Origin of the sequence: Streptomyces spiralis, from assembly GCF_014654675.1 — a bacterium.
Lineage (GTDB): Bacteria > Actinomycetota > Actinomycetes > Streptomycetales > Streptomycetaceae > Streptomyces > Streptomyces spiralis.
The window spans coordinates 18,433-42,696 of record NZ_BNBC01000013.1 but is presented as its reverse complement, the minus strand read 5'-3'; the positions used below and the strand labels follow the sequence as shown (position 1 = coordinate 42,696).

23 protein-coding genes are annotated in these 24,264 nt (G+C 72.5%); 11 read left to right on the top strand and 12 right to left on the bottom strand.

What is annotated here, in order from left to right; genetic code table 11:
• Positions 1–34 precede the first annotated feature (34 nt).
• The 3 genes from otsB to IE318_RS15640 all read right to left on the bottom strand — a co-directional run bounded on the left by otsB (position 35) and on the right by IE318_RS15640 (position 2,591).
• On the bottom strand, positions 35–907 hold the full coding sequence (gene otsB, locus IE318_RS15650; protein ID WP_189900768.1) for a trehalose-phosphatase: 873 nt from the start codon (positions 905–907) through the stop codon (positions 35–37).
• A gap of 36 nt (positions 908–943) precedes the next feature.
• Positions 944–1,204, bottom strand: coding sequence for a DUF3263 domain-containing protein (locus IE318_RS15645; RefSeq protein WP_189900766.1), 261 nt, complete (start codon positions 1,202–1,204; stop codon positions 944–946).
• 115 nt (positions 1,205–1,319) lie between these two features.
• Positions 1,320–2,591, bottom strand: coding sequence for an ABC transporter substrate-binding protein (locus tag IE318_RS15640; RefSeq protein WP_189900764.1), 1,272 nt, complete (start codon positions 2,589–2,591; stop codon positions 1,320–1,322).
• Between the two features lie 109 nt (positions 2,592–2,700).
• Here IE318_RS15640 and IE318_RS15635 point away from each other — a divergent pair, with 109 nt between their 5' ends.
• From IE318_RS15635 to IE318_RS15625, 3 genes are all read left to right on the top strand, one after another.
• Positions 2,701–3,636, top strand: a complete 936-nt coding sequence (locus IE318_RS15635) for an ROK family protein (RefSeq protein WP_189900763.1) — start codon at positions 2,701–2,703, stop codon at positions 3,634–3,636.
• A 7-nt stretch (positions 3,637–3,643) separates the two neighbouring features.
• Positions 3,644–4,786: an N-acetylglucosamine-6-phosphate deacetylase gene (gene nagA, locus IE318_RS15630; protein WP_189900760.1), complete on the top strand. Its 1,143-nt coding sequence runs from the start codon at positions 3,644–3,646 to the stop codon at positions 4,784–4,786.
• 185 nt (positions 4,787–4,971) lie between these two features.
• Positions 4,972–5,901, top strand: coding sequence for a 1-phosphofructokinase family hexose kinase (locus IE318_RS15625; protein WP_030164942.1), 930 nt, complete (start codon positions 4,972–4,974; stop codon positions 5,899–5,901).
• 13 nt (positions 5,902–5,914) lie between these two features.
• Here IE318_RS15625 and IE318_RS15620 read toward each other — a convergent pair whose 3' ends face one another.
• Together IE318_RS15620 and cdgB are read right to left on the bottom strand one after the other, a co-directional pair.
• On the bottom strand, positions 5,915–6,883 hold the full coding sequence (locus IE318_RS15620; RefSeq protein ID WP_189900758.1) for a carbohydrate-binding protein: 969 nt from the start codon (positions 6,881–6,883) through the stop codon (positions 5,915–5,917).
• 119 nt (positions 6,884–7,002) lie between these two features.
• Positions 7,003–8,655, bottom strand: a complete 1,653-nt coding sequence (gene cdgB / locus IE318_RS15615) for a diguanylate cyclase CdgB (RefSeq protein ID WP_189900756.1) — start codon at positions 8,653–8,655, stop codon at positions 7,003–7,005.
• Positions 8,656–9,143: 488 nt separating this feature from the next.
• On the opposite strand from cdgB, the gene IE318_RS15610 reads away from it, so the two are divergent.
• Complete coding sequence (locus IE318_RS15610; protein WP_373311188.1) at positions 9,144–9,635, top strand: flavin reductase family protein; 492 nt, start codon at positions 9,144–9,146, stop codon at positions 9,633–9,635.
• 431 nt (positions 9,636–10,066) lie between these two features.
• Positions 10,067–10,582: a GNAT family N-acetyltransferase gene (locus IE318_RS15605; RefSeq protein WP_229903534.1), complete on the top strand. Its 516-nt coding sequence runs from the start codon at positions 10,067–10,069 to the stop codon at positions 10,580–10,582.
• A gap of 19 nt (positions 10,583–10,601) precedes the next feature.
• Here IE318_RS15605 and arfB read toward each other — a convergent pair whose 3' ends face one another.
• Positions 10,602–11,039, bottom strand: coding sequence for an alternative ribosome rescue aminoacyl-tRNA hydrolase ArfB (gene arfB / locus IE318_RS15600; RefSeq protein WP_030164927.1), 438 nt, complete (start codon positions 11,037–11,039; stop codon positions 10,602–10,604).
• A gap of 179 nt (positions 11,040–11,218) precedes the next feature.
• On the opposite strand from arfB, the gene IE318_RS15595 reads away from it, so the two are divergent.
• The 3 genes from IE318_RS15595 to IE318_RS15585 all read left to right on the top strand — a co-directional run bounded on the left by IE318_RS15595 (position 11,219) and on the right by IE318_RS15585 (position 12,963).
• On the top strand, positions 11,219–11,794 hold the full coding sequence (locus tag IE318_RS15595) for a TerD family protein (protein ID WP_030164923.1): 576 nt from the start codon (positions 11,219–11,221) through the stop codon (positions 11,792–11,794).
• Positions 11,795–11,930: 136 nt separating this feature from the next.
• Positions 11,931–12,461, top strand: coding sequence for a GNAT family N-acetyltransferase (locus tag IE318_RS15590; protein ID WP_189900734.1), 531 nt, complete (start codon positions 11,931–11,933; stop codon positions 12,459–12,461).
• Positions 12,462–12,489: 28 nt separating this feature from the next.
• On the top strand, positions 12,490–12,963 hold the full coding sequence (locus tag IE318_RS15585; protein WP_189900732.1) for a hypothetical protein: 474 nt from the start codon (positions 12,490–12,492) through the stop codon (positions 12,961–12,963).
• A gap of 16 nt (positions 12,964–12,979) precedes the next feature.
• Here the strand turns inward: IE318_RS15585 and IE318_RS15580 are convergent, their stop codons facing one another.
• Entirely contained in the window at positions 12,980–14,422 is a 1,443-nt protein-coding gene (locus IE318_RS15580; protein ID WP_189900730.1) for a M1 family metallopeptidase, read from the bottom strand.
• A 7-nt stretch (positions 14,423–14,429) separates the two neighbouring features.
• Between IE318_RS15580 and IE318_RS15575 the strand changes: the two genes are divergently transcribed.
• Entirely contained in the window at positions 14,430–14,930 is a 501-nt protein-coding gene (locus IE318_RS15575; protein ID WP_030164911.1) for a hypothetical protein, read from the top strand.
• Positions 14,931–14,966: 36 nt separating this feature from the next.
• Here IE318_RS15575 and IE318_RS15570 read toward each other — a convergent pair whose 3' ends face one another.
• Positions 14,967–15,605, bottom strand: a complete 639-nt coding sequence (locus IE318_RS15570) for a hypothetical protein (protein ID WP_189900728.1) — start codon at positions 15,603–15,605, stop codon at positions 14,967–14,969.
• 5 nt (positions 15,606–15,610) lie between these two features.
• Positions 15,611–16,300, bottom strand: a complete 690-nt coding sequence (locus IE318_RS15565; RefSeq protein ID WP_189900726.1) for a pentapeptide repeat-containing protein — start codon at positions 16,298–16,300, stop codon at positions 15,611–15,613.
• 137 nt (positions 16,301–16,437) lie between these two features.
• Here IE318_RS15565 and IE318_RS15560 point away from each other — a divergent pair, with 137 nt between their 5' ends.
• Together IE318_RS15560 and IE318_RS15555 are read left to right on the top strand one after the other, a co-directional pair.
• Positions 16,438–17,628, top strand: a complete 1,191-nt coding sequence (locus IE318_RS15560) for an NAD(P)-binding protein (RefSeq protein WP_189900724.1) — start codon at positions 16,438–16,440, stop codon at positions 17,626–17,628.
• A 38-nt stretch (positions 17,629–17,666) separates the two neighbouring features.
• Positions 17,667–19,247 (top strand): MFS transporter, encoded by a 1,581-nt coding sequence (locus IE318_RS15555; RefSeq protein ID WP_189900722.1) that lies wholly within the window; start codon positions 17,667–17,669, stop codon positions 19,245–19,247.
• 91 nt (positions 19,248–19,338) lie between these two features.
• On the opposite strand, the gene IE318_RS15550 is transcribed toward IE318_RS15555, so the two are convergent.
• From IE318_RS15550 to IE318_RS15540, 3 genes are all read right to left on the bottom strand, one after another.
• Positions 19,339–21,975: a beta propeller repeat protein gene (locus IE318_RS15550; RefSeq protein WP_189900720.1), complete on the bottom strand. Its 2,637-nt coding sequence runs from the start codon at positions 21,973–21,975 to the stop codon at positions 19,339–19,341.
• Positions 21,976–22,137: 162 nt separating this feature from the next.
• Complete coding sequence (locus IE318_RS15545) at positions 22,138–23,571, bottom strand: NAD(P)/FAD-dependent oxidoreductase (protein WP_189900718.1); 1,434 nt, start codon at positions 23,569–23,571, stop codon at positions 22,138–22,140.
• Positions 23,568–24,257: a rhomboid-like protein gene (locus tag IE318_RS15540; protein WP_308438574.1), complete on the bottom strand. Its 690-nt coding sequence runs from the start codon at positions 24,255–24,257 to the stop codon at positions 23,568–23,570. The genes IE318_RS15545 and IE318_RS15540 overlap by 4 nt, the downstream gene beginning before the upstream one ends.
• Between the last annotated feature and the right edge of the window lie 7 nt (positions 24,258–24,264).

The following is a 24,264-nucleotide window of genomic DNA, read 5'->3' as shown; positions in this document are numbered from 1 at the left end:
CTGGGGGAGGCACGACTGCCCGCAGGCTGTGCGGTCACAGGTGTGCTGCCAGTGTTCCCAGTAGGTGCACCACGCCTGCTGGGCCCTCCACCACCAGGTCCGCTCGGTCCGAGAGTTCTGTGACCTCTGTGCTGCCGCTGCACACCAGCACGCCGGGTACGCCGTTGGAGCGGAGCTTCTCGATCGCGGCGAAGGCGGGGAGGTCGCCGAGGTCGTCGCCGGCGTAGAGGACCGAGGTGGCGCCCAGGCCGCGGACGTAGTCCGACAGGGCCACGCCCTTGTCCATGCCCGGCGGGCGCAGTTCGAGGACCATGCGGCCCGGTTCGACGATCAGGCCGTGGCGGGCGGCCAGCCCGGTCAGGGGCTCGCGAAGCAGGTCGTACGCGGCCTGGGGGTCGTCCGCGCGGCGGGTGTGGACCGCGAGGGAGCGGCCCTTCTCCTCGATCCAGGTGCCGCGCCAGGCGCCGATCCGGTCGAGGAAGCCCGGCAGCTCGGCGCGGACGGCGGCCACGCCGGGGTGCGGGGCCGGTGCGGTGAGGGTGCCCGTGGCGGCCTCCCACCGTTCGGCGCCGTAGTGGCCGAGGACGACGAGGTGCTCCAGGCCGGGTACACCCGCGAAGCCGCCGTGGCGGACCGCGACGCCGGCCGGGCGGCCGGTGACGACCGCGACGGCGGCCACCTTCGGTGCGAGCGTGGCGAGCGCGGGCACCGCCTCCGGGTGCGCGCGGGCCTGCTCCGGGTCGGCCACGATCGGGGCGAGGGTGCCGTCGAAGTCGAGGGCGATCACCGCCTTCTCCGGGTGCGCGAGCAGCGCGGCGAGTCCGTCGCGCCCGGCGGGTGTGGCGGGCGTCGGCAGGGAGGGGCCGGCGTTGTTCGGGTTCGTCTCGTGACTTTCCTGGCTGCCCATATGCCGAACCTATCCACCGCGGGCCGCGACCACTCCTCAGCGTTCGGACCGGCGCGCCTCCCGCACCCGGCGCAGCCGGTTCACCGTCACCGGGTCGTGCGCCAGGGCGCGGGTGTCGTCGAGGAGGGCGTTGAGGAGCTGGTAGTAGCGAACGGGTGACAGGCCCAGCTCCTCGCGTATGGCGCGCTCCTTCGCGCCGGGGCCGGCGAAGCCGCGGCGCTCCAGGGCGAGGATGTCCCGTTCCCTGGGGTCCAGGCTCCTCGCCCGCGCCTCCCGCTCGTCGCCCACGTCGTCCATACGTGCACCGTAGCCCCCGCGACCGACAACGACGCCCGCCCGGCGGTCCCTCTGGGTCCTGTCGTCAAACTCCCGTCGTCCGCCCGCAGGGCAGACGGGAGTTTGACGACAGGGCCTAGCCGGCGCTCTCCGCGCTGTCCGCCTCCGACGCCTTTTCCTGGAGCCGGTTCAGGACCGCGGTGGGGTCGCCCCCGGGGCTCACCGTCTGGCCGATCTGCTGCTTGATGTCCGCGCTGATCCCGGCCCAGGACGTCTTGCCGACCGGGTAGAGCTGGGCGAGCGGCAGCTCGTCCAGGAACGGCCAGAGGTCCTTGTCCTGCTGCGCGGCGGCCATCGCGTCGGAGGCGGAGGTGGTGACGGGCAGCAGGTCGTACTCGCGGGAGAAGTCGAGGACGTTCTTCTCGCTGTAGACGAAGTCGAGGAAGTCGCCGATCTGGTCCTTGTGGCCGTTCTCCTTGAAGGCCATCATCCAGTCGGTGACGCCCATGGTGGACTTGGGCGTGCCGCTGCGGCCGGGCATCGGCACCATGCCGAACTTCACGCCGTTCTTGGCGGCCTGCTGCATCAGCGTGGGGTGGCCGTTGAGCATGCCGACGTCGCCCTTGGCGAAGGCGGCGAAGGCGTCGGCGCGGTTGAGCTTGCCGGGGGCGACGGGGCCGGTCAGGCCCTTGCCGACCAGCTCGTCCTTGAGCCAGGTGAAGGTCTCGGTGTTCTGCGGGGAGTTGAGGGTGTAGGTGCCGAGGTCGTCGGTGTAGCCGGAGCCGCCGCTCAGCAGCCACATCATGGTCTCCGCCTGCGCCTCCTCGGGGCCCAGCGGCAGCGCGTAGGGGTACTCCACGCCCTCGGCCTTCAGCGCCTCGGCATCGGCGGCGAGCTGGTCCCAGTTCTTGGGCGGGGTGAGGTGGGCCCGGTCGAAGAGGGTCTTGTTGTAGAAGAGCACCCGGGTGGAGGCCGCGAACGGGATGCCGTACTGCACGTGCCGCACCTGTCCGGACTCGGAGAGCTGACCGAGGAAGTCGGCCTGGACGGGTATGGAGAGCAGGTCGTCGGCCTTGTAGAGCAGCCCCCGGTCGGCGTAGTCGGCGTAGGCGCCGATCTGCGCCATGTCCGGCGGGTCGCCGGCGTCGACCATCTCCTTGACCTTGCGGTCGACGTCCGTCCAGGAGTACACGCTGACCTCGACCTTCACACCGGGGTGCAGGGACTCGTAGTCCTTGGCCAGCCGCTCCCAGTACTTCTGGGAGGTGTTGGCAGGCGAGTCGCCGTAGTCGGCCGCGACCAGCTTGAGAGTCACGTCGGAGGAGCCGGTGCTCCCGCAGCCGCCGAGGACCGTCGTCATGCCCAGTGCGGACACCACCGCGATCATTCCTGTCCTACGCCGCTGCACTGCTGTGTTCAGCCCCAACCGTTTGTCTTGTTCACCATGCGGACACGATAGGTCTACACCAGGTGAGTGGACTAGACCTCTTGCGGGTCGACGGGCCACACTGTCCCCTGTGAGACACGTCATCGCTCTCGATGTGGGCGGCACCGGGATGAAGGCCGCGCTGGTCGGCACGGACGGCGACCTCCTCCACCAGGCACGCCGCCCGACCGGCCGGGAGCGCGGGCCCGACGCCGTCGTCGAGGGCATCCTCGGCTTCGCCGCCGAGCTGCGCGCGTACGGCGCCGAGCGCTTCGGCGAGCCCGCGGCCGCCGCCGGCGTCGCCGTGCCCGGCATCGTCGACGAGGAGCGCGGCATCGCCGCCTTCGCCGCCAACCTCGGCTGGCGCGACGTACCGCTGCGCGACCTGCTCGCCGAGCGGCTCGGCGCCCCGGTCGCGCTCGGCCACGACGTGCGCACCGGCGGGCTCGCCGAGGGCCGGATCGGCGCGGGCAAGGGCGCCGACCGGTTCTTCTTCGTCCCGCTGGGCACCGGGATCGCGGGCGCCATCGGCATCGACGGCCGGGTGGAGGCGGGCGCGCACGGCTTCGCCGGCGAGATCGGCCACATCGTCGTACGGCCCGGGGGCACCCCGTGTCCGTGCGGTCAGCACGGCTGCCTGGAGCGGTTCGCGTCCGCCTCCGCGGTCAGCCAGGCCTGGGCCGAGGCGTGCGGGGACCCGGACGCGGACGCGGCGGACTGCGCCAAGGCCGTCCAGTCCGGGGACGCGCGCGCCCAGGCGGTCTGGCAGGAGGCGGTGGACGCGCTCGCCGACGGGCTGGTCACCGCGCTCACCCTGCTGGACCCGGGCACGCTGATCATCGGCGGCGGGCTCGCCGAGGCGGGCGAAACCCTGTTCGCACCGCTGCGGGAGGCCGTCCGGCGGCGGGTCACCTTCCAGAAACTGCCGTCGATCGTCCCCGCGGCCCTGGGGGACACCGCCGGATGCCTGGGCGCGGGGCTCCTCGCCTGGGATCTCCTCAACGCTTCTACGACTTCCCGGAGGTAGCCAGCTGATGGCCCCTAGCAAGGTTCTCACCGGAGCCCGGGTGGTACTGCCCACCGGGATCGCGGACGGCGGCCGTGTGATCGTCGACGGCACGCGGATCGCCGACAGGGCCCCCGCGGACGCCGAGACCCTCGACGTCACCGGACACTGGCTGGTCCCCGGCTTCGTCGACATCCACAACCACGGCGGCGGCGGGGCCTCCTTCTCCGGCTCGGCCGAGGACGCGCTGACCGCCGTGCACGCCCACCGGCGCCACGGCACCACCACCGTCGTGGCCTCCACCGTCACCGACGACATGGGCGTCCTCGCCAAGCAGGCCGGACTGCTGTCGGAGCTGGCCGAGCAGGGCGAGATCGCGGGCATCCACTTCGAGGGGCCGTTCATCTCGCCGTGCCGCAAGGGCGCCCACTCCGAGGCGCTGCTGCGCCACCCGGACCCCGCCGAGGTGCGCAAGCTGATCGACGCGGCCCGCGGGCACGCGAAGATGGTCACGCTCGCCACCGAACTGCCCGGCGGCATCGACTCCGTACGGCTGCTCGCCGAGCACGGGGTGATCGCGGCGATCGGGCACACGGACGCCACCTACGAGCAGACGCGGGAGGCGATCGACGCCGGGGCCACCGTCGCCACCCACCTGTTCAACGCGATGCCCACGCTCGGTCACCGCACGCCCGGCCCCATCGCGGCGCTGCTGGAGGACGAGCGGATCACGGTCGAGCTGATCAACGACGGGGTGCACCTGCACCGGGCCGCCCTGGAGCTGGCGTTCCACCACGCGGGCGCGGCCCGGGTCGCCTTCATCACCGACGCCATGGACGCCGCCGGCAGCGGTGACGGCCGCTACATGCTCGGCCCGCTGGAGGTCGAGGTCGCCGACGGCGTGGCGCGGCTGGTGGAGGGCGGCTCGATCGCGGGTTCGACGCTCACCCTGGACCGGGCCTTCCGGCGCGCGGTGACGGTCGACCGGCTGCCGGTCGAGGACGTCGTACGGGCCCTGTCCGCCAACCCCGCCCGGCTGCTCGGGATGGACGACCGGGTGGGCTCCCTCGAGCCCGGCAAGGACGCCGACCTGGTGCTGCTGGACGAGGACTTCGCGCTCAAGGGCGTGATGCGGCGCGGCGAATGGGTGGTCGATCCCCAACTGGGCTGATCCGTCCGGTCGTACGCCCTGGCCTTCGGACGCCGTCCGGCCGGCCGTCGGCCGGATGGCCGGTCCGAGGTCTGGGCGGTGCGCCCTCCGTTTGGCATGATCGAAGTCCCGGCGGACGTCCGGGACGTCATGCCAGGCGTACGTACGCCGTGACAGGCGCACCTACTCGGGGGAGGTCGGCCCACGTGATCCTCACGGTCACGCTGAACACCGCTCTCGACATCACCTACCGGGTGCCGTCCCTGCGGCCCCACGTCTCCCACCGGGTGACGGAGGTGACCGAGCGGCCCGGCGGCAAGGGCGTCAACGTGGCCCGGGTGCTGGCCGCCCTCGGTCATCCGGTGACCGTCACCGGCTTCGCGGGCGGCACCACCGGGCGCGAGGTGCACGAACGGCTCGCGGCGACGCCCGGTGTGGTGGACGCGCTGGTCCCGGTGTCCGGCGCGACCCGGCGCACGGTGGCGGTCGTGGACGAGCGCACCGGCGACACCACCCAGCTCAACGAGCCGGGCCCGGTCATCACCCCGGCCGAGTGGTCCGCCTTCCAGGACGTCTACGAGGATCTGCTCGGCTCGGTCTCGGCGGTCGCGCTGTGCGGCAGCCTGCCGCCCGGACTGCCCGTGGGCGCCTACGCCGGCCTGGTGCGCACCGCGCGCGCCGCGAACGTGCCGGTGCTGCTGGACACCAGCGGCGAGGCGCTGCGGCGCGGGGTGGCCGCACGCCCCGACATCATCAAGCCGAACGCCGACGAGCTGGCCGAGCTCACCGGCGCCCACGAGCCGCTGCGCGCCACCCAGGACGCCCGCCGGCGCGGCGCCCGCACGGTCGTCGCCTCCCTGGGCGTCGACGGCCTCCTGGCGCACACCGCGGAGGGCCTGTGGCGGGCCGTCCCGCCCGCCCGCGTCCACGGCAACCCGACCGGCGCCGGCGACTCGGCGGTCGCGGGCCTGCTCTCCGGACTGGTGGAGCACCTGCCCTGGCCGGACCGCCTGGCCCGCGCGGTGGCCCTGTCCACGGCGACGGTGCTGTCACCGACGGCCGGCGAGTTCGACCGCACGGCCTACGCGGAGCTGCTGGAGCGGGTGGCGGTGACCGGGGAGGCCAGCGCGGCCTGAGGGTCAGCCGCCGTCAGCCGCCGGACTTCACCCAGCCTTTGGCCAGCCACAGCTGGTCGAGGTTGGCGTCGCACTGGTTGCCCTGCTCGCACGAGATCTTGATGGTGTTCGTGCCCTTGTTGAGCTGGACGTAGTTGTACGTCTTCGTCCAGCCCTTCTCGTAGTCGCCCGCCGGGGCGTTCGCCCAGTTCTTCAGGTTGACGGCCGTGGTGGACGGCGTTCCGTTGACAGTGAGGGTCGCGGTGCCGTCCTTGCCCGGGACGCCGTAGCCGACGAAGACGGTGTACTTGCCGTCGTCGGGAATGCCGTTGACGGTCCAGGTGACCGAGGCCCCGACGGTGTTGAAGTTCGTCACGTAGACGCCGCCGTCGGCCTGGGCGCCCTTGACGGTGGAGGCGGTGGTGGCGCCGCCGCCGAGCAGCAGGGCCTTGGCGTCGATCTTCGGCAGCTCGCCGTCCGGCGCGACGCTGCTGCTGGCGGACGCGGACGGCTGGGAGCTCTGGGTGGCCGCGGGGGTGGTGCCGCCGGCGTTGTCCCCGCCCTTGTCGTCGCCCTTGTCACCGATCATGGCCACGCTGATGCCGATGACCACCGCGGCGACCACCGCGACGGCACCGATCAGCAGGCCCTTGGTGTTCGGGCCCCGGCGGCCGGTGCCGCCGCCCTGAGCGGCCCGGCGGCCGCTGGGCGGCGCACCGCCGGGAAGGGTCTCGGGAGCGGCGTAGTGAGCGCTCGGCTGGCCGTACGCGCCCTGCTGCTGGCCCTGCTGCTGCGGGACCTGGCCGTAGGGCGCCGTGGGGGTCTGCTGGCCGACCTGCTGGCCGTACTGACGCTGGCCGACGGCGCGGACCCGGTTGACCGAGTTCGGGTAGCCGTAACCGCCGGACGGCGGCTGGGCTCCGTTGGCCTGACCGTCGGCGTACAGGTAGCCGAACGGGTCGTCGTCCTCGGGCGTGCTCGCGCCGTTGTTGCCGGGCGTCATCCCTAGGTACTCCTCAACAGGTGCGGGTCGGATGCAGTACGTCGTCAGGATGGCGAGCCTACCCGCTCCCGTGGCCCCAAACAGGTGACTCAACCGGCATCAGGTCGCTGACCTGCGGATCATCCGGCCCGGCGATGCTGTTTGGGACGAGATCGTTTCTCGACGTACATACGCTCGTCAGCGGACTTCAGCACTTCGTCCGCTGTCATGCCGCAATGTGCCCAGCCGATGCCGAAGCTGGCGCCGACCCGGACGGCGCGGCCCTCGGCGCGGATCGGCTGGATGATCTCGTTGCGCAGCCGTACGGCGAGGTCCTGGGCGTCGGCCCGGCCGAGCCCGTCGGCGAGGATCACGAACTCGTCGCCGCCGAGCCGGGCGACCGTGTCGCCGTCGCGCACGCCGTTCGACAGCCGCCGGGCCACCTCGATGAGGACCGCGTCGCCCGCGTTGTGCCCGAACCGGTCGTTGATCGACTTGAAGCCGTCGAGGTCGCAGAAGAGCACCGCGAGGCCCTTGGTGCCGTCGTCCCGGTCGCTCTCGGGGGCGACGGTGTGCACATGGTGGTCGTAGGCGTCGTACGCCGCGGAGCCGGGCGCGAAGTCGAAGCCGTGGCTGCCGTCGGCGGCATAGGCCGGGTGGCCGTAGGCGGCGTCCAGCGACTCCAGCTCGCCGGCCGACTGGGGGCGGCGGCACAGACGGGCGGAGAGACGGGAGCGCAGCTCGGCGGAGTTCGGCAGGCCGGTCAGGGAGTCGTGGGAGGCGCGGTGCGCGAGATGCAGCTCGCGGCGCTTGCGCTCCTCGATGTCCTCGACGTGGGTGAGCAGGAAGCGGGGGCCGTCGGCGGCGTCGGCGACCACGGAGTTGCGCAGGGAGACCCAGACATAGGTGCCGTCGCGGCGGCCGAGGCGCAGCTCCGCGCGGCCGCCCTCCGCGGAGGTCCGCAGCAGCGTGCCGATGTCCTCGGGGTGGACCAGGTCGGAGAAGGAGTAGCGGCGCATCGCGGAGGCGGGACGGCCGAGCAGCCGGCACAGGGCGTCGTTGGTGCGCAGGATCCGGCCGTGCTGGTCGCCGCCCATCTCGGCGATGGCCATGCCGGAGGGGGCGTACTCGAAGGCCTGCCGGAAGCTCTCCTCGCTGGCGCGCAGGGCCTGCTGCTCGCGCTCCAGGCGGACCAGGGCACGCTGCATGTTGGCGCGCAGCCGGGCGTTGCTGATCGCGATGGCCGCCTGGAACGCGTACACCTGCAAAGCCTCGCGGCCCCAGGCGCCGGGCCTGCGGCCGTTGCGCGGGCGGTCCACGGACAGCACGCCGAGCAACTCGCCGGCGCCGCCGTGTCCGCCTGCCGAGTACATGGGCGCGAAGAGCCGGTCGGAGGGGTGCCACTCGTCCTCGAAACGGGGAGCGGGCCCGTCGGTGTACCACTGCGGGACGTCGTCGTCGTCGAGGACCCAGCCCTCGGTGTGAGGTATGAAGACCAGATCGCCCCAGTGCTCGCCCATGCCGAGCCGGCGCTCCCAGGAATCACGGGAGCCGACCCGGCCGGTGATCAGGGCCTCGGCGGCGGGGTTGCCGGAGAACGCGGCCACCACGAGGTCGCCGTCGGCGCGTACAAGGTTGACGCAGGCCAGCTCGTAGCCGAGTCCGGTCACGACGCCGTCGGCGACGGTCTGCAGCGTGTCCGCCAGGCTCCGCGCGGTGTTCATGTCCGCCATGACCTGGTGCAGTTGTCGCAGGGTCGCAAGGCGGACGTAGGGCTCCGACTCGGTCTCCATGCTCGCCCTCCCCCCGAGACCTCGCAGTGCGTCAAAGGGTTCTCTTCGGCGTATCGTTCCGTGCGGTCTCCGCCACTGAATCACAGCGCGAAGCCCACTCGGTACACAGGGTCAACAATTAGAGCCTCTTGTGACTCAAGTCACAGCTGAACGTGAACAATTGAGTGGGGTTTCCGCGTTTTCCCTGCACGTTTACCGAACGCAAACTTTGTGGGTGTGTGGACATGATGCACCAGCACCCCGCCGAGCGGGCTGGAATCCAGGGTTCCGCTCTGCGGCGCGGGCCGGAATCTTGGGTTCCACTGGTCCTCGGGTCCTAGGTCCGGGCTCGGGCCAAGGCCCGATGCGGGGGCCGTGAGCCGGTGATTAGCGTGGAGTGTGTGCTGAACACTTCACCCTCGCCGTCCCTCTCCCCGTCCGCCTCACCCACGGCCACCGCCGCCGTTGGGCATGCTGAGGGGGTGAGCAACGACGAGTTCCGGGCCGCGATGACCCGGCTGGCCGCGGGCGTGGTCCTGGTGACCGCGCAGGAGCCGCCGCTGGACCCGGACGACCCGCTGGCGCCGGGGGGCGAGGACGTGGGCATGACCGCCACGGCGTTCGTCTCGGTGTCGCTGGACCCGCCGCTGGTCCTGGTCAGCCTGCGCGAGGGCTCCCGCATGGACGATCTGCTCGCCGAGCAGCCCCTGTGGGCCGTGTCGGTGCTGACGGAGAGCCAGCGCCACATCGCCGGCCGCTTCGCCATGAAGGGCCGCATCAGCGACCGGCTGCTGTTCGAGGACATCCCCTACGTCCGCGGCGAGGTCTCCGGCGCCCCGCTGGTCGGCGGCGCCCTGGCCACCCTGGAACTCCGCACCGAGCAGCGCGTCCCGGCCGGTGACCACACCCTGGTCGTCGGCCGCGTCCTGACGGCCCACCTCCCCAGCGCGGACGGCGGCCCCCTCCTGTACTTCCGGGGAAGGTACCGGCATCTGGGCTGAGCCGGCGACGCACACGGGGATCCCGCGGGGGCTGTGCCGACACGCCGGGCGAGCCTGCGGGGGGGGGATCCGACGCCTCGGGCGAGGCGGCGGGGGTCCGGCGCCGCGGGTGAGGCGGCGGGGGTCCGGCGCCGCGGGTGAGCCCGCGGGAGATGACCCGGCGTCCCGGGTGAGCGCGCGGGGGAGGATCCGGCGCCCCAGCGCGAGCCTGCGGGAGATGACCCGGCGTCCCGAGTGACCCGCAGGGGAGGATCCGGCGCCCCGGACCGGCGATGCCTCGGTGGGCCGGCGCCTCGGGTGACGCGGTGGCCAGGATGGGCCAGTGGCCCGGAAAGCCGGTACGCCGGAGACCCCGGTGGGCCGGATGGCCCGGAGCATGTGGGCCGGTATTTCGGTGGCCGTGGGTGGGGGGTCCGGCCTACGGTGCGCGGGTGACGAGCTCTGACGCCGCCGTGGATGCCGGCTCCGCCGTGTCCGTGCCCCGCCTGGAAGAGATCACCGCGGGCAATCTCGATGCCGCGCTCGGCATCCGGGTCCGTCCCGACCAGGAGCACGCGGTGGCTCCGGTCGTGAAGTCCCTGGCGGAGGCCTACGTCCATCCGGGCGTCGCCTGGCCGCGTCTGATCGTCGACGGGGACCGCCCGGTGGGCTTCCTGATGGCGTTCTTCGACATCGACTGGCACCTGGACGGCAGCACGATCCGCTCGGGACTGTGGCGGCTGAACATCGACGCCGGGACACAGGGCCGCGGCTACGGCCGGTTCGCCGTCGAGGCGGTCGCCGCCGAGATCCGCCGCCGGGGCGGCACGCGGATGTACGTGACCTGGCATCCCGGTCCGGACGGCCCGGAGGGCTTCTACCTGGGGCTGGGCTTTCGTACGAACGGCGAGACGAGCGGTGGGCAGACGGTGGGCGTGCGGGAGCTCGTGGGCGACACCGCCGGGTGAACGGGGCCGCGGCGGGCGGTTACGTCCAGTCCCGTCCGGAGCGGCCGCGCTTCGTCTCCGAGCGCTGCTTCTTCTCCCGCAGACGGCGCTCGTTGATGCCGCGCGGGATACGGGTCGGTCTGCGCGTCTTGGGCGGGGGCGCGGTCGCCTCGGCGAGCAGGGCGGCGAGCCGCACCGCGGCGGCCTCGCGGTTGCGCCACTGGGAGCGGTGCTCGGAGGCACGGACGGTGACCACCCCGTCGACGAGCCGGCCCTCCAGCCGCTTCAGGGCGCGCTGCTTCCACACCTCGGGCAGGGACTCGGTGTTCGCCAGGTCGAAGCGCAGTTCGACCTGGGTGTCGCTGGTGTTGACGTGCTGTCCGCCGGGCCCCGAGGACCGCGAGAAGCGCCAGGCCAGTTCGGCCTCGGGGAGCGCGACGGAGCCGCGGATGACATAGGGACCGGACATGCCGTCCATGTTCCCGCGCCTGTCCGGGTCACGTCACCGCATTTTCCCGGGGGGCGGCACCAGGGGCGTTCGAACCCGGGTTGGTAAAAAAGGTAAAGACATCCGGAACCATGGGGACCCCTCTCGGCGTTCATAGGGGTGGCGGTAGCTTCGTCCGCACACGCAACGAGGGAAGGGACTCCCCCACCATGGCTGTAAGCCTGTCCAAGGGCGGCAATGTTTCGCTCACCAAGGAGGCCCCGGGCCTGACCGCCGTCACCGTGGGCCTCGGCTGGGACGTCCGCACGACCACCGGCACGGACTTCGACCTGGACGCCTCCGCGATCGCGGTGAACGCGCAGGGCAAGGTGTACTCCGACGCCCACTTCGTGTTCTTCAACAACAAGCAGACCCCGGACAACACCATCGTCCACACCGGTGACAACCGCACTGGCGAGGGCTCCGGCGACGACGAGGCGATCAACGTCAACCTCGCCGCGCTCCCCGCCGACATCGACAAGGTCGTCTTCCCGGTCTCGATCTACGACGCCGAGAACCGCAGCCAGAACTTCGGCCAGGTCCGCAACGCCTACATCCGCATCGTCAACCAGGCCGGCGGCGCGGAGATCGCCCGCTACGACCTCTCGGAGGACGCGGCCACCGAGACGGCCATGGTCTTCGGCGAGCTGTACCGCAACGGCGCGGAGTGGAAGTTCCGCGCGGTCGGCCAGGGCTACGCCTCGGGTCTGGTGGGCATCGCCCAGGACTTCGGCGTCAACGTCTGACGGCAGCCATGTGCGGCGGCGGGGCCCCGGCCTTCGAGCGGGCGGGGGCCCCGCTCCCGTGCCCGCGCCCGTCTCGTCCCATGAAGCCGGTGCGAGTGCCTCGCCCCGCCCGCGCCGTCCGCGATACGTTGCCGGGATGATCATCGAGCCTCTGTCCCTCTCCCCGGACCACGACCTGCCCGGCGAGCTGCTGACCGAACTCACCGCGCTCTACGCCTCCAACCGCGACTTCCACGCCCTCAGCGGCGAGTTCCCCGACCCGGACGACATCCGTCCGGAACAGGTGGCGGCCGCTCTTGCCGACGATCTGGCCCGCCCGGACGTGGAGGTGCTGCTCGCCCGCAGCGAAGGCCGCCTGGTGGGCATCGCGATCACCCTCGCCCACCACCCCGACCCGGCCGACCCGGACCCGTGGATCGGCCTGCTGATGGTCGAAGCGGCGGCTCAGCGGCGGGGCCACGGAAGGCGGTTGGCGGGCCTGGTCGAGGACCGCTTCCGCGCCGCGGGCCGCACCGCCGTACGCCTCGCCGTGCTGGAGAACAACCCGCGCGGCCTCGCCTTCTGGACCGCCCTCGGCTACGAGGTCATCGACCACCGCCCGGACCGGGAACTCCACCGGCCCTGCGCGGTGTTGCGCAAGGAACTGGGCCGACCCGAGTCGGCGTGACCGCGCTGCGGCCAGGCACCATTTGCTGATGGACTGGACGACCCTGGCCGGTACGGGACTCGGCGCGCTCGTCGGCGTCACCTCGACCCTGCTCGCCGACCGCGTGCGGTGGCGGCGCGACCTGGCCGAGCGCACCCGGCAGGAGCGCAAGGCGATATACGTGACCTGCCTGACGAAGTACCGGCAGGCCTACGAGGCCATGCACACGGCCGCCGTCACGCACCGCGGGCAGCCGGGGCCGGCTCTGGAATCGGCCGTGCGGGAGGCGTTCCGGGCCTCCGGGTGCGACGAGGTGCGCGAGTCGGCGCTGATCTGCGCGCCGGAAACCATGGCGGATGTCATCGAGGCCGTCTACACGACCCTGCGGGACCTGCTGGAGGCGTTCGCCGCCGGCAGCCCGCCGTTGGACTCCGCCGAGTTCCAGGAGCAGCGGCTGAAGCACGCCCGGGCCGTGTGGGCCGCCCGCGCGGCGATGCGGCGGGATCTGCGGCGGCCGGTGTGACCGCCGTGGGCCCGGCTCAGGGATGCGCCGGCTTGCCGTCGCCGTACAGCCAGTCCTTCCAGATCTCGCCGAAGTCCTTGCCCGGCGCCTTCCTCTCGACGTAGGCGGTGAACTCGGCGGTGGTGGCGTTGCCGTGGCGGTGCGCGGCGGCCCAGCCCTGGACGATGTCGTAGAAGGCGTCGTCGCCGACCTTCTGACGGATCTTGTGCAGGACCATCGCGCCGCGTTCGTAGACGGGGTGGGCGGAGATGTGCGCGGCGTCGCTCGGTCTGGCCGGCGGGAAGGCCCAGAGCTCCTCGGGGTCGACGTTCTCGTCCTCGCCCCGGTAGAGCGCGTCGAAGGTCTCCTGCGCGCTCGGGCCGCCGTGGTCCTCCTCCCACAGCCACTCCGCGTACGTCGCGAAGCCCTCGTTGAGCCACATGTCCCGCCACGACGCCGGGGTGACGGAGTCGCCGAACCACTGGTGGGCGAGTTCGTGCACGAGGGTGCGGGTGCCGGGGGCGCCGGGGAAGACGGGCCGGTTCTGGGTCTCCAGGGCGTAGCCGGCGTCCTCGCCGCGCTCGACGACCACGCCGGTGGAGGAGAAGGGGTACGGACCGAAGTTGTACTCCTCCCACTCGATGATCCCGGGGAGCTTCGCGAGCACCGCGCGGCTCGCGGCCTCCTGGGTGGGGTCCACGGCGGCGTACACCGGCAGATGGTTCTTCAGCACCGAGCGAGTGATCTTGAAGTTGCCGATCGCGACCATGGCGAGGTAGCTCGCCATCGGCTCGGCGGTGTGCCAGCGGTACGTCGTCCGGTCGCCGCTGGTCGTCGTGGACTTCAACTCGCCGTTGGAGACGGCCTGGAGCCCCTTGGGCACGGTGACGGCGATGTCGTACGCGGCCTTGTCCGAGGGGTGGTCGTTGCCGGGGAACCATGCCATCGATCCGACCGGCTCGCCGAGGGCCAGCGCGCCGTCGGCGGTGTACAGCCAGCCCTCCTTGGAGCCGTCGGGGTCGGTGAGGGTCTGCGGGGTGCCGGAGTAGGTGACCGTCACGTCGAACGTCTCGCCCTTGTCCAGCTCGTCGTGCGGGCGGACGGTCAGCTCCTGGCCCGCCCGCTGGAAGCGGGCGCGCTGTCCCTCGACGGTCACGCCCTGCACCGTGAGCCCCTTGAGGTCGAGGTCGAAGGCGGAGAGGTCCTTGGTGGCCCGGGCCGTGATCCGGGCCGTGCCGGTGAGCCGGCGGTGGTGCGGGTCGTAGGCGAGGGTGAGGCCGTAGTGCGTGACGTCGTACCCGCCGTTGCCCGCCTTGGGGAAGTAGGCGTCGCGCAGGCCGGAACCGCCCGGGGTGCCGTGGACACCGCCGTCGCAGGCGGTCAGGGCGAGGGCCAGGACGGCCGTGGTGGCCACGGCGGCTCGGGCAACCGGTACGGATCGGTACACATGTGCGATCTTATGCGGCGGGCGTGACACCATCTGCTACGTGCTCGACATCGGCTACGCCCTCTCCAACCGCTTCCCCGACCCTCCGCAGACGGACTACCGCCGCGTGGACGTCCACGCCCTGCGCCACGACCTGTTCTGCGGCGATGTGTACCTGGCCGACACCGAGGCGGACCGGGAGGTCGCCACGGCCTGGGGCTGGGTGCCGGTGCTCGACTTCGCCTGGGCGCTGTGCGACATCGTGGAGCGGCTGGACCGGGACCCGGCCGGCTCGCGGGCGGCGCGGCCGCAGCGGGCGGAGCTGGACTTCACCGAGTCCACCGACCGGATGCTCTTCGAGCGCCGCTTCGGCTGGGTGGACATCGAGGCCGACTGGATGCCGGCCGAGGAGGCCCCGCTCTCCTTCTCCCACTCCGAACTGCGCCGCGAGGCCCGGGACTTCCTGCACGACCTGATCGCCGACCTGACGGACATGCACGACGACCTGGCCGAGAACCCGGCGATCTGGACCCTCCAGGCCCGCTTCCCCCGCCTGCCGTGAGCCGGGACGCCGGCCCGGCGGCCGGCCCGTCGGCCGTCAGGTTCGCGCGGTGGGCCGCTGGGTCCCGCCGAGGAGGACCAGGTCGTCGGCCGTCGTCCCGTACGGCAGATCGCCCTGCGTGAGGTAGCGGTAGCCGGTGGTCAGGCGCGGAGCGTTCAGGCGCAGGCAGTCCATCGCGTCGAAGTGCTGCGCCTCGGCGAAGACGTATCGTCCGTCCTCCCCGTCCTCCGGGTCGATGGGTATGCACCGCAGGACCGACTCCAGCGCCGCCCGGTCCACGGGGCCGGCGGCGAGCGGCAGGAAGGCGTCGGGGTCGGCGCCCGTCGGCTCGGGCCACTCGAACGGCTCCTCGGCGCTCGGCGGATCCTCTCCGTCGTCCTCCGGCTCGTCGAAGTAGCCGGGGAACGAGTCGTAGAAGTGGCTCAGGTCGCCGTTCTCGTACAGCGTCATCACGAGGACGTCGGAGTCGAAGAGGTACATGCCCAGCGCGGGCGCCGCGAGCAGCTTGCTCAGCGGCCCGGCGAGGTCGGGCCCCGAAGTCTCCGGGTCCGGGTAGATCACCGTGTGCTCCGGTCCCGCCGGCAGCGCGAATCCCCTGAGGCCCTGGCCGTCCAGAAGCGGCACGACCGCCTCGCACGCCCGCGCCACCAGCACGTTCCCGTAGAACGAACCCATTTACGTCACCCCTCCACCCGGAGCCCCAGCTCCGCCGCCAGGACCGGCGCCAGGTCGAGCAGCTGGCCGGTGCTGATCACCGCTCCCGCCAGCCGGTCCACGCCGGCCGCGATCTCCAGCGGCGCGGCCCCGCGCAGGTCCACGTCCGTGAGCGTCACCGCGCTGAGGTCCACGCCTTTCAGAGCGCAGTCCAGGAACTCGACCCGCTCCAGCCGGGCTCCCGCGAAGTCCGGCTCGACGAGGACGCAGCCCTCGAAGACGACGTCCCGCAGCTTCGCCTTGCGCAGATTCAGATAGTCGATCTTGCCGCCCCGGATCCACACCCGCTCCAGCACCGCGCCGTGCAGCTGCGTCCCGCCGAGGCGGGCGTCGGCCAGCTCCACGTCGCGCAGCGTGGACTCCGCGAGGTCGGTGCCCACGCCCCGTACGCCGGTGAGGACCGAGTCGAGCAGGCGCGCGTGACGCAGTGACGTGTCGTCCAGCGCGCAGCCCCGCAGTGCGCAGTCCATGAAGCGGGCGCCCGCGCCGTCCTGCCCGGCGAAGTCCGCGTCCCGGAACTCCAGCCCGTCGTAGTCCCCGTCCGGTGACAGCGCCCCGCCGCCGTACTCCTCCAGCGCGGGCAGCCGCACCTCCGGCCGCCGTGCGGCCTTCACCGCACCGCGCCCGCCCGCCCCGCCGCTCGCTCTCCTCGCCATGCCCCCATGCTGCACCCCACCACTGACAACGCGGCTGACCTGCGCGAACACCCGCGATGTCACAAACCGGGCTCTCGGGGAGTCGTAACCGGCGAAGGCGCAAGCGACCGGAACCCGACCAGAGGGGGACCCCACCCATGCACCGCATCACCGTCATCGGCGGCGGCCTCGCCGGACTGACCGCGGCCATCTCCGCCGCCGAAGCGGGCGCCAAGGTCACCGTGTACGAGGCCCACCACACGCTCGGCGGACGGGCGCGGACGGCGGAGGGCCCGTACCGGACGAACGACGGCCCGCACGCCCTCTACAACGGCGGCCCGCACTGGGCCTGGCTCCGCAGGCGCGACCTCATCGGGCCGCTCGGCCCGCTGCCGCCGCTGGAGGCCACCCGGCTCCGGCTGCGGTACCAGGGCGCACTGCGCCGCACGCCGCCCTTCGCGATGCTCAAGCTGCTGCGGCGCGGACTGCCGCAGGCGCCCGTGGACGTCGACTTCCTGACCTGGGCGACCGGCATCGCGGGCGAAGAAGGTGCCCGCGCAGCCGCCCACTACAGTGCCGTCGCCCTGTTCCACCACGACCCGGGCGCGCTGTCGGCCGCCTTCGTGCAGGAGCGGCTGCGCCGCGCCACCAAGCTGCCGCCCGAGGCGCACTACCCGCGCGGCGGCTGGGCGAGCGTGGTCGACCGGATGGCCGCCCACGCCTGGAACCTGGGCGTGCGGGTGGAGACCCTGTCCCGCGTCGACACGCTGCCCACCGACACCCCCGTCGTCGTCGCCACCTCCCTGGACGCCGCCCGCCGGCTCCTCGGCGACGACTCGCTGACCTGGCCCAGCGGCCGTACGGCCCTGATCGACCTGGCGGTGCGCACGCGTCGCGGCGACGCGTTCGCCGTCTCCGACCTGGACGCGCCCGGCTGGATCGAACGCTTCACCGCGCAGGACCGCACCCTCGCCCCGGCCGGTGAGCAGTTGATCCAGGGACAGATCCCGCTCGCGCCCCACGAGTCCCGCGCCGACGGCGTCGCCCGCGCCGAGGAACTGCTCGACCTGGGCTTTCCCGGCTGGCGGGAGCGGGTGACCTGGCGGCGGGAAGCGGTCGCGAGCGGCCGTACCGGTGCCGTGGACCCGCCCGGCACCAGCTGGCGCGACCGCCCCGCCATCGACCGCGGCAACGGCGTCTACCTGGCCGGTGACCAGGTCGCGGCCCCCGGCGTCCTCTCGGAGGTCTCCTTCACCAGCGCCCTCACCGCGGTCACCCTCGCCCTCGCACAGCCCGGCCTCGGCCGCCGCCGGGGCCACCGGGACCCTCTCGACCTCAAGCAGGCTTGAGATGTGCAATTCGCCCGGCTTCGTGGTCTTCTGGCGGCATGAGTATCACCCGAAAAGGTGAGTCCTCCCCTAAACGTCCCCCACACCGGCACCAGGGAAGTCGTGCCGGCCCACTGCTCCACAGTCACGCGGGGCACCCTCCCCGGCACGCCCGGGCCGCCGACACCCACCGCTGGTGGGCCCTTGTCGTGATCGCGCTCGCGCAGTTGATGGTCGTCCTGGACGCGACCATCGTGAACATCGCGCTCCCCTCCGCGCAGCACGCCCTGGGCATCTCCGACGGCAACCGCCAGTGGGTGGTCACCGCCTACACCCTCGCCTTCGGCGGGCTGCTCCTGCTGGGCGGGCGGATCGCCGACCTGGTGGGTCGCAAGCGCACGTTCGTCATCGGGCTCGTCGGCTTCGCCGCCGCCTCCGCGCTCGGCGGCGGCGCCACGTCCTCGGGCATGCTCTTCGGGGCCCGCGCGCTGCAGGGCGCCTTCGCCGCCGTGCTCGCCCCGTCCGCGCTCTCCCTGCTGACCACGACGTTCACCGACCCCAGAGAGCGCGGGAAGGCGTTCGGCATCTATGGCGCCCTCGCGGGCAGCGGCTCGGCGATCGGCTTCATCGTCGGCGGCCTGCTGACCGAGTATCTGAACTGGCGCTGGTGCCTGTACGTCAACGTGCCCATCGCCGTCGTCGCGGTGCTCGGCGCGTTCGCCCTGCTGCGCGACCGGCCGGGCGACGCGGGCGCCCGCCTGGACGTGCCGGGCGCAGTGCTGGGCTGCGGCGGACTGGTGGCCGTCGTCTACGGGTTCAGCGAGGCCCAGCCGCGCGGCTGGACCGATCCGCTGGTGCTGGCCCTGTTCGCGGCGGGGGTGGCCCTGCTCGCGGCGTTCGTGACCTGGCAGACCCGGGCGCCCAAGCCGCTGCTGCCGCTGCACATCATCCGGGAACGCAACCGGGCCGGCTGCTTCCTGACCATGCTGCTGGCCGTGATCGGCATGTTCGGGCTGTTCCTGTTCATGACCTACTACCTGCAGGGCATCCTCGGCTACTCGCCGCTGCGGACGGGCCTGGCCTTCCTGCCGCTCACCGCGGCGATCGTCATCGGCTCCACGCAGATCTCGGCCCGGCTGATGCACCGGGTGGCACCGCGCGCCCTCATGGTCCCCGGCATGGTCCTGGCGGCGGGCGGCATGCTGCTGCTGACCCGGCTGACGGTCGCCTCGCACTACACCTCCGAGGTGCTGCCCGCGCTGCTGCTCATGGGCCTGGGCATGGGCCTGACCTTCATGCCGGTGTTCGCCACCGCGACCGCGGGCGTCGCCGAGCGGGACTCGGGCGTGACCTCGGCGACGGTGAACACCTCGCAGCAGGTGGGCGGTTCGATCGGGACCGCCCTGCTCAACACCATCGCCACGACCAGCAGCGCCGCGTACATCACCGCCCATCTGCACAGCCCGGCGGACCGGGCCCGGGTGGTCCCGGAGGGCGTCGTGCACGGCTACACGGTCGCCATCTGGTGGGCCGCCGCCGTGATGCTCCTGGCCGGACTGGTCGCGGGCCTGATGGTGACGGCGCGGGCGCCCAGGAACACGCGTCCGGCGCGGGAGGCCGTACGGGAGTCGGTGGCCTGACCCGCGCCGAACGCCCCCAGAGAGGGCCCCGAGTCGCACTCGGGACCCTCCTGCCGCACGACCGGCACCGCGCGACCGGCGGGCGCCGCGGTCAGCGCAGGCGCCGCGAATCGATCGCCCAGATGCCCCGCCCGTGCGTGGCCGCGTACAGCAGGCCGTCCGGGCCGGTGCGCAGCTGCATGACCGCGGTGGTCGGCAGGTTGCCGCCCGCCACCTGCCAGCCGTGCGACCTCGGCGTACGGACCAGGACACCGAGGTCGGTGCCCAGCACGACCGTCCCGCCCGGCAGCAGCGCCACCGAGTTAGCCGGGACGTCCGGCAGGTTCCCGGAGACGTCCTTCCAGGTCACTCCGCCGTCCCGGGTCTCAAACAGGTGACCGACACCCGCGCCGGGGCCCTCGGTCCACTTGCGGGAGAAGCCGTTGACGGCGAGGAGCACGTGGTTCGCGTCGGCCGGGTCTATCGCCAGCCCCGACAGGTACCGGTTCGGGACGGTCCCGTCCACCGGCAGGGTCAGCTCGTGCCAGCCGGTGCCGTCGGCGTTGCCGACCGCGATGCCCCGGGTGAAGCCCTGGTTGTTGCAGGGACCGCACCAGGCCGCGTACACCTTGCCCCCGGAGGAGGCGACGGCCGTGGCGGTGCGGCCCGCACCGAGGTCGTACGCCCCGAACCACTGGCTGCCGCTGCGGATCGCCCACCCCTTGATGTTGACCCACACGTGCCGGCCGCCCGCGACCCAGGTGTTCTTGTCCTTGATGTCGGCGTTCAGCGGGGCGATGAAGCGGGCCTCGCCGGTCGCGTTGTCGGGCGGGGCCACGGACCAGGTGGTCGCCTTGGCCGGGTCGGTGGACCAGGAGCCGTCGTTCACCGCGCAGTTCTGCGTGACCGACACCGCCAGGTAGACGTACTCCTGCGCGGTGTTGCAGCCGTTGGCCGGGTCGGTGATCGTGTCGCCGCCGTCGCCGCCGAAGTTCGAGCCCATCACGCGGTCGTGCGGGCGCAGGATCGACTGGCCGTTGTCCTGCAGGCCGCCGGTGACGTCGACGCCCCGGCCGGCCGGGTCGGTGCCGACGCCGACCGAGTAGTACTGCAGGGCGTCCATCGTGCCGTCGTTGAGCGAGGTCCAGTCGGTGGCGTGGCCCGCGGCGTCGGCGCTGCCGTTCAGCGGGCGGCGGTAGGCGCCGCCGTCGTCGCCGACGACGACGTAGGAGCGGCCGTGGTCGCTGCCGATCGCCACGGCGTGCTGGTCGGCGTGGACGGTGGGCGGGCAGGAGCCGGACTGCCTGGACGGGTCGATGGACCAGCACTTGAAGCCGAAGTTCCAGTACGGTCCGGGGACGGTCCAGGACGTGCCGCCGTCCTTCGTCTCGAAGACCTCCTCCAGGCCCGCGTAGACGTGGTCGGGGTTCTTCGGGTCGACGGCGAGGAACTGGTTGTACCAGGCCTGGATGCCCGGCTGGTATCCGTCGCCGGTCAGCGCCGAGCCGGAGTCGCGCAGCTGCTTGTAGTCGGCGATCCTCGTCCACGGGCCGGTCGGGGAGCCGGACTTCGAGACGAAGACGCCCTCCAGGCCGCTGTCGGGGTTCTCGTTCGTCTGCTCGGGCGACTGGTCGATCGCGTAGTAGCGGGAGCCGTCCGCGCTGCGCGCGAAGGTGACGTTGCCGACGTCCCCGCTGTCGCTCGGCAGGTCACCGAGGCCGGTCAGCCGCTGCCAGCCGCCGTTGCCGCCCTTGGCGTAGAAGCCGTTGTAGTCGTCGCCCCCGCGCCAGCCGACCGCGAGGACGACCTTGTCCGGGTTCCTGGGGTCGACGGCGATGTCGTTGGCGATGTTCTTGTACGCGGCGCCCGGGTCGGCCGCCTTCGGACCGCCGGGCAGATAGTCCGGGTTGGGGGCGAACTCCAGCTTCCACGGGCCCTTCAGCGTCCGCGTCGAGTGGCTCCACACGCCCCGCGTGGTCGCCGCCCACACCTTGTCGCCGGCGAACCGCAGCGCGTGGACCGACGTCGACTCCAGCTCGTCGCCGCCGACCCGGTCGCGCCGGCTGAAGCTGCCGTGCCGCGGGTCGTCCAGGACGTAGACGCCGGTGCCGAGGAACGCGGTGGAGCTGGTGTTCGCCTCACCGGTGGCGTACCAGAGCCGGCCGCGGCCGTCGAGCTCCAGGTCGCCGGTGGACAGCGCCGGGAGCCGGTCGGAGATCTCGGTCCAGTGGCCGCCGCCGGTACGGGAGCGGAAGACGCCGCCGTTGGCCGAACCGGCGTACACATAGCCGTGGTCGTCGGCGGCCAGCCCGGTGACCCGTCCGGTGACCCGGCCCGCGCCGCCGCTGGAGTTGGAGTTGACGTCCCGGTAGCGGGGGTCGTCGGAGTCGTAGGGCAGCCGGGTGACGTCCCGCCAGCTGCCGCCGATGCGCGGCAGGTTCCGCAGCGACTCGTAGGCCGCTCCGTAGGCGCCCGGCGCGACGATGCCGGGCGAGGTTCGGGCCTCGGCGTACTGGTCGGCCTGCTCGGCGATCTCCTCGCCCTCGCCGCCGTCGTCGTCGCCGTCCTCGGCGAAGGGCGACACCCCCTGGTGCCGCTCGTGCAGCTGGGCCTGGTGGCGCAGGGCGCGGACACCGAAGGGATCGGTGCCGCGTCCCGCCGCCTGGGCCTGAGTGATGGTCAGTCCTAGTGCAGCGGTGGTGATGAGTACCGCCGCCGTGCGTCTTCTGTGCCGGCTTGTGGCCGCCATGAAGTGCCCTCCCCTGGGAGCCGTGGCGTAGGTGAACACACATACGGCACACAGCTTCTTGGGGACGGCAGCGACAGGAGGTGCTCGTGATGGCAATCAAGGCGTAAAGATTCGACCGGACCGCACCGTCCGAGCCGTCGGGAACATGGAATTGAGGGAGCGTCAGCCACGTCCCGCCACGCGGTCGGCGATCCGTGCCAGCCGGGAGGAGCGGGCGCTGTGGGTGAGCGTCTCGCGGCGGTCGGCCGTTCGGTAGGTGGCGTACATGCCCTGCACGCCCAGCCAGCGCAGCGGCTCCGGCTCCCACCTGCGCACCTTGTGGTTCACCCAGGGCAGGTCGGTCAGCTCGGTGCGGCCCCCCTGCCCGGAGTCCTGCTGGACCAGGTCGCGCAGGGTGCGGGCGGCGAGATTGGTGGTGGCCACGCCCGAGCCGACGTAGCCGCCCGCCCACCCCAGGCCCGTCGTACGGTCCAGGGTGACGGTCGCGCACCAGTCGCGCGGCACCCCGAGGACCCCGGACCAGGCGTGCGCGATCCGCACCCCGGCCAGGGCGGGGAAGAAGCCGACGAGGATGTCCCGCAGCGCCTCCACCGTCTCCCGCTGGGTGCGGCCGTCGTTGTCGGTGCGCGAGCCGAAACGGTACGGCACTCCGCGTCCGCCGAGCGCGATCCGGCCGTCGGCGGTGCGCTGGGCGTACATGTAGGCGTGCGCCATGTCGCCGAGCGTCTCGCGGCCCGACCAGCCGATCGCCTCCCACTGCTCGTCGCTCAGCGGCTCGGTCGCGATCATCGAGGAGTTCATGGGCAGCCAGGTGCGCCGCTGGCCCTTGAGGGAGGCCGTGAAGCCCTCGGTGCAGCGCAGCACATAGGGGGCACGGACGGTGCCGTAGGGGGTGACCGCGTGCTTGGGGCGGATCTCCGTGACCGGTGTCGCCTCGTGGACTGTCACCCCGAGCGCCTCCACGGCCGCCGCGAGGCCCTTGACCAGCTTCGCCGGGTTCAGCCGGGCGCCGTGCGGGGTCCAGCTGGAGCCCACCGCGTCGGCGACCCGGATCCGCTCGGCGGTCTCCCGGGCGCCGTACAGCTCGCGGTCCTTCTCGCCGTATCCCAGCTCGTGCTCGTGGAAGGCCTTCAGACGGGCCAGCTGGGCGGGGGTGCGGGCCACTTCCAGCACGCCGCCCTTGTGGACGTCCGCCTCGACGCCCTCCTCGGCGGCGACCCGGATCACCTCGTCGACGGTGTCGTTCATCGCCCGCTGGAGGCGTACGGCGGCCTCGTGGCCGTGCAGCCTCGCGTACCGGTCGCGGCCGGCGACGCCGTTGTAGAGCCAGCCGCCGTTGCGGCCGGAGGCGCCGTAGCCGCAGAACTTCTGCTCCAGGACGGTGATCCGCAGGAAGGGCGCCGCCTTCTTCAGGTAGTACGCCGTCCACAGCCCTGTGTACCCGCCGCCGACGATCACCACGTCGGCGCTCGCGTCCCCGGTCAGCGGCTCCCGCACCGCCGGGAGGCCGTCGTCCGTGAACCAGAAGGAAATACCGCCGTTCACCGTGCCGCTGTTCACGATGCCGCCGCCCGCGGCGCCTGCCGAGCTGCTCATGAGCGGGACGTTAACCTCTGGGAGCCGCCGGTGTCTCCTTCGGATTCCGTGCTTTTCCGCGCTCGTCCGCGGCCCGGGACCAGCGGGAAGCAGGCCAGTCCGATCAGTACGGCGGTGAAGTGCCCGAGATCGGTGAAGGTGCGCCCGGTCAGCAGCGGCACCCCGAAGTAGACGAGCGCGGTGACGGCGTACAGGTACCGCCAGGGACGCGGGAACCGGTAGGTCAGCACCCCCACCACCCCCGCGAACGCGTAACTCACGCCGACGTCGAGCGTGTTGACGGCCGACTCGGGGGCCACGCCAAGCCGGATCGCCCACAGCAGCGCGCCCTCGCTGATCAGTGTGGCCAGCACATGCGCGGCCGCGCACACCAGCAGCCAGCGCAGCGTGCCCAGCCAGCGCTCGGCCTGCGCGTGGAAGACCGTGTACAGGGCCACGTACGGCGCCCACCGGCCGCTCGGGATCCACATCGCGCTGGCGAACAGCACCCGCACCGGGTTGTCCGACAGCTCATGGAGGTTCGTCGAACGCTGCCGCAGGAAGTCCTCCTCGAACTCCGGCGACATGTGGTGCAGGGCGACGGTGGTGAGGAACAGGATCAGCAGCCAGACGTACGTCCCCGGGGCGCTGCGGACGTAGTCCGTCACCGCCCGGAACCCGCGCCGAAACCGGATGACCCCGTTCACAGGCGCC

Bases quoted from the DNA above. Each gene is read 5' to 3' on its own strand.
- otsB (WP_189900768.1), bottom strand. From the start codon at position 907: ATGGGCAGCCAGGAAAGTCACGAGACGAACCCGAACAACGCCGGCCCC.
- IE318_RS15645 (WP_189900766.1), bottom strand. From the start codon at position 1,204: ATGGACGACGTGGGCGACGAGCGGGAGGCGCGGGCGAGGAGCCTGGAC.
- nagA (WP_189900760.1), top strand. From the start codon at position 3,644: ATGGCCCCTAGCAAGGTTCTCACCGGAGCCCGGGTGGTACTGCCCACC.
- IE318_RS15620 (WP_189900758.1), bottom strand. From the start codon at position 6,883: ATGACGCCCGGCAACAACGGCGCGAGCACGCCCGAGGACGACGACCCG.
- cdgB (WP_189900756.1), bottom strand. From the start codon at position 8,655: ATGGAGACCGAGTCGGAGCCCTACGTCCGCCTTGCGACCCTGCGACAA.
- IE318_RS15610 (WP_373311188.1), top strand. From the start codon at position 9,144: ATGACCCGGCTGGCCGCGGGCGTGGTCCTGGTGACCGCGCAGGAGCCG.
- arfB (WP_030164927.1), bottom strand. From the start codon at position 11,039: ATGGACGGCATGTCCGGTCCCTATGTCATCCGCGGCTCCGTCGCGCTC.
- IE318_RS15595 (WP_030164923.1), top strand. From the start codon at position 11,219: ATGGCTGTAAGCCTGTCCAAGGGCGGCAATGTTTCGCTCACCAAGGAG.
- IE318_RS15590 (WP_189900734.1), top strand. From the start codon at position 11,931: ATGATCATCGAGCCTCTGTCCCTCTCCCCGGACCACGACCTGCCCGGC.
- IE318_RS15585 (WP_189900732.1), top strand. From the start codon at position 12,490: ATGGACTGGACGACCCTGGCCGGTACGGGACTCGGCGCGCTCGTCGGC.
- IE318_RS15580 (WP_189900730.1), bottom strand. From the start codon at position 14,422: ATGGTGTCACGCCCGCCGCATAAGATCGCACATGTGTACCGATCCGTA.
- IE318_RS15570 (WP_189900728.1), bottom strand. From the start codon at position 15,605: ATGGGTTCGTTCTACGGGAACGTGCTGGTGGCGCGGGCGTGCGAGGCG.
- IE318_RS15565 (WP_189900726.1), bottom strand. From the start codon at position 16,300: ATGGCGAGGAGAGCGAGCGGCGGGGCGGGCGGGCGCGGTGCGGTGAAG.
- IE318_RS15560 (WP_189900724.1), top strand. From the start codon at position 16,438: ATGCACCGCATCACCGTCATCGGCGGCGGCCTCGCCGGACTGACCGCG.
- IE318_RS15555 (WP_189900722.1), top strand. From the start codon at position 17,667: ATGAGTATCACCCGAAAAGGTGAGTCCTCCCCTAAACGTCCCCCACAC.
- IE318_RS15550 (WP_189900720.1), bottom strand. From the start codon at position 21,975: ATGGCGGCCACAAGCCGGCACAGAAGACGCACGGCGGCGGTACTCATC.
- IE318_RS15545 (WP_189900718.1), bottom strand. From the start codon at position 23,571: ATGAGCAGCTCGGCAGGCGCCGCGGGCGGCGGCATCGTGAACAGCGGC.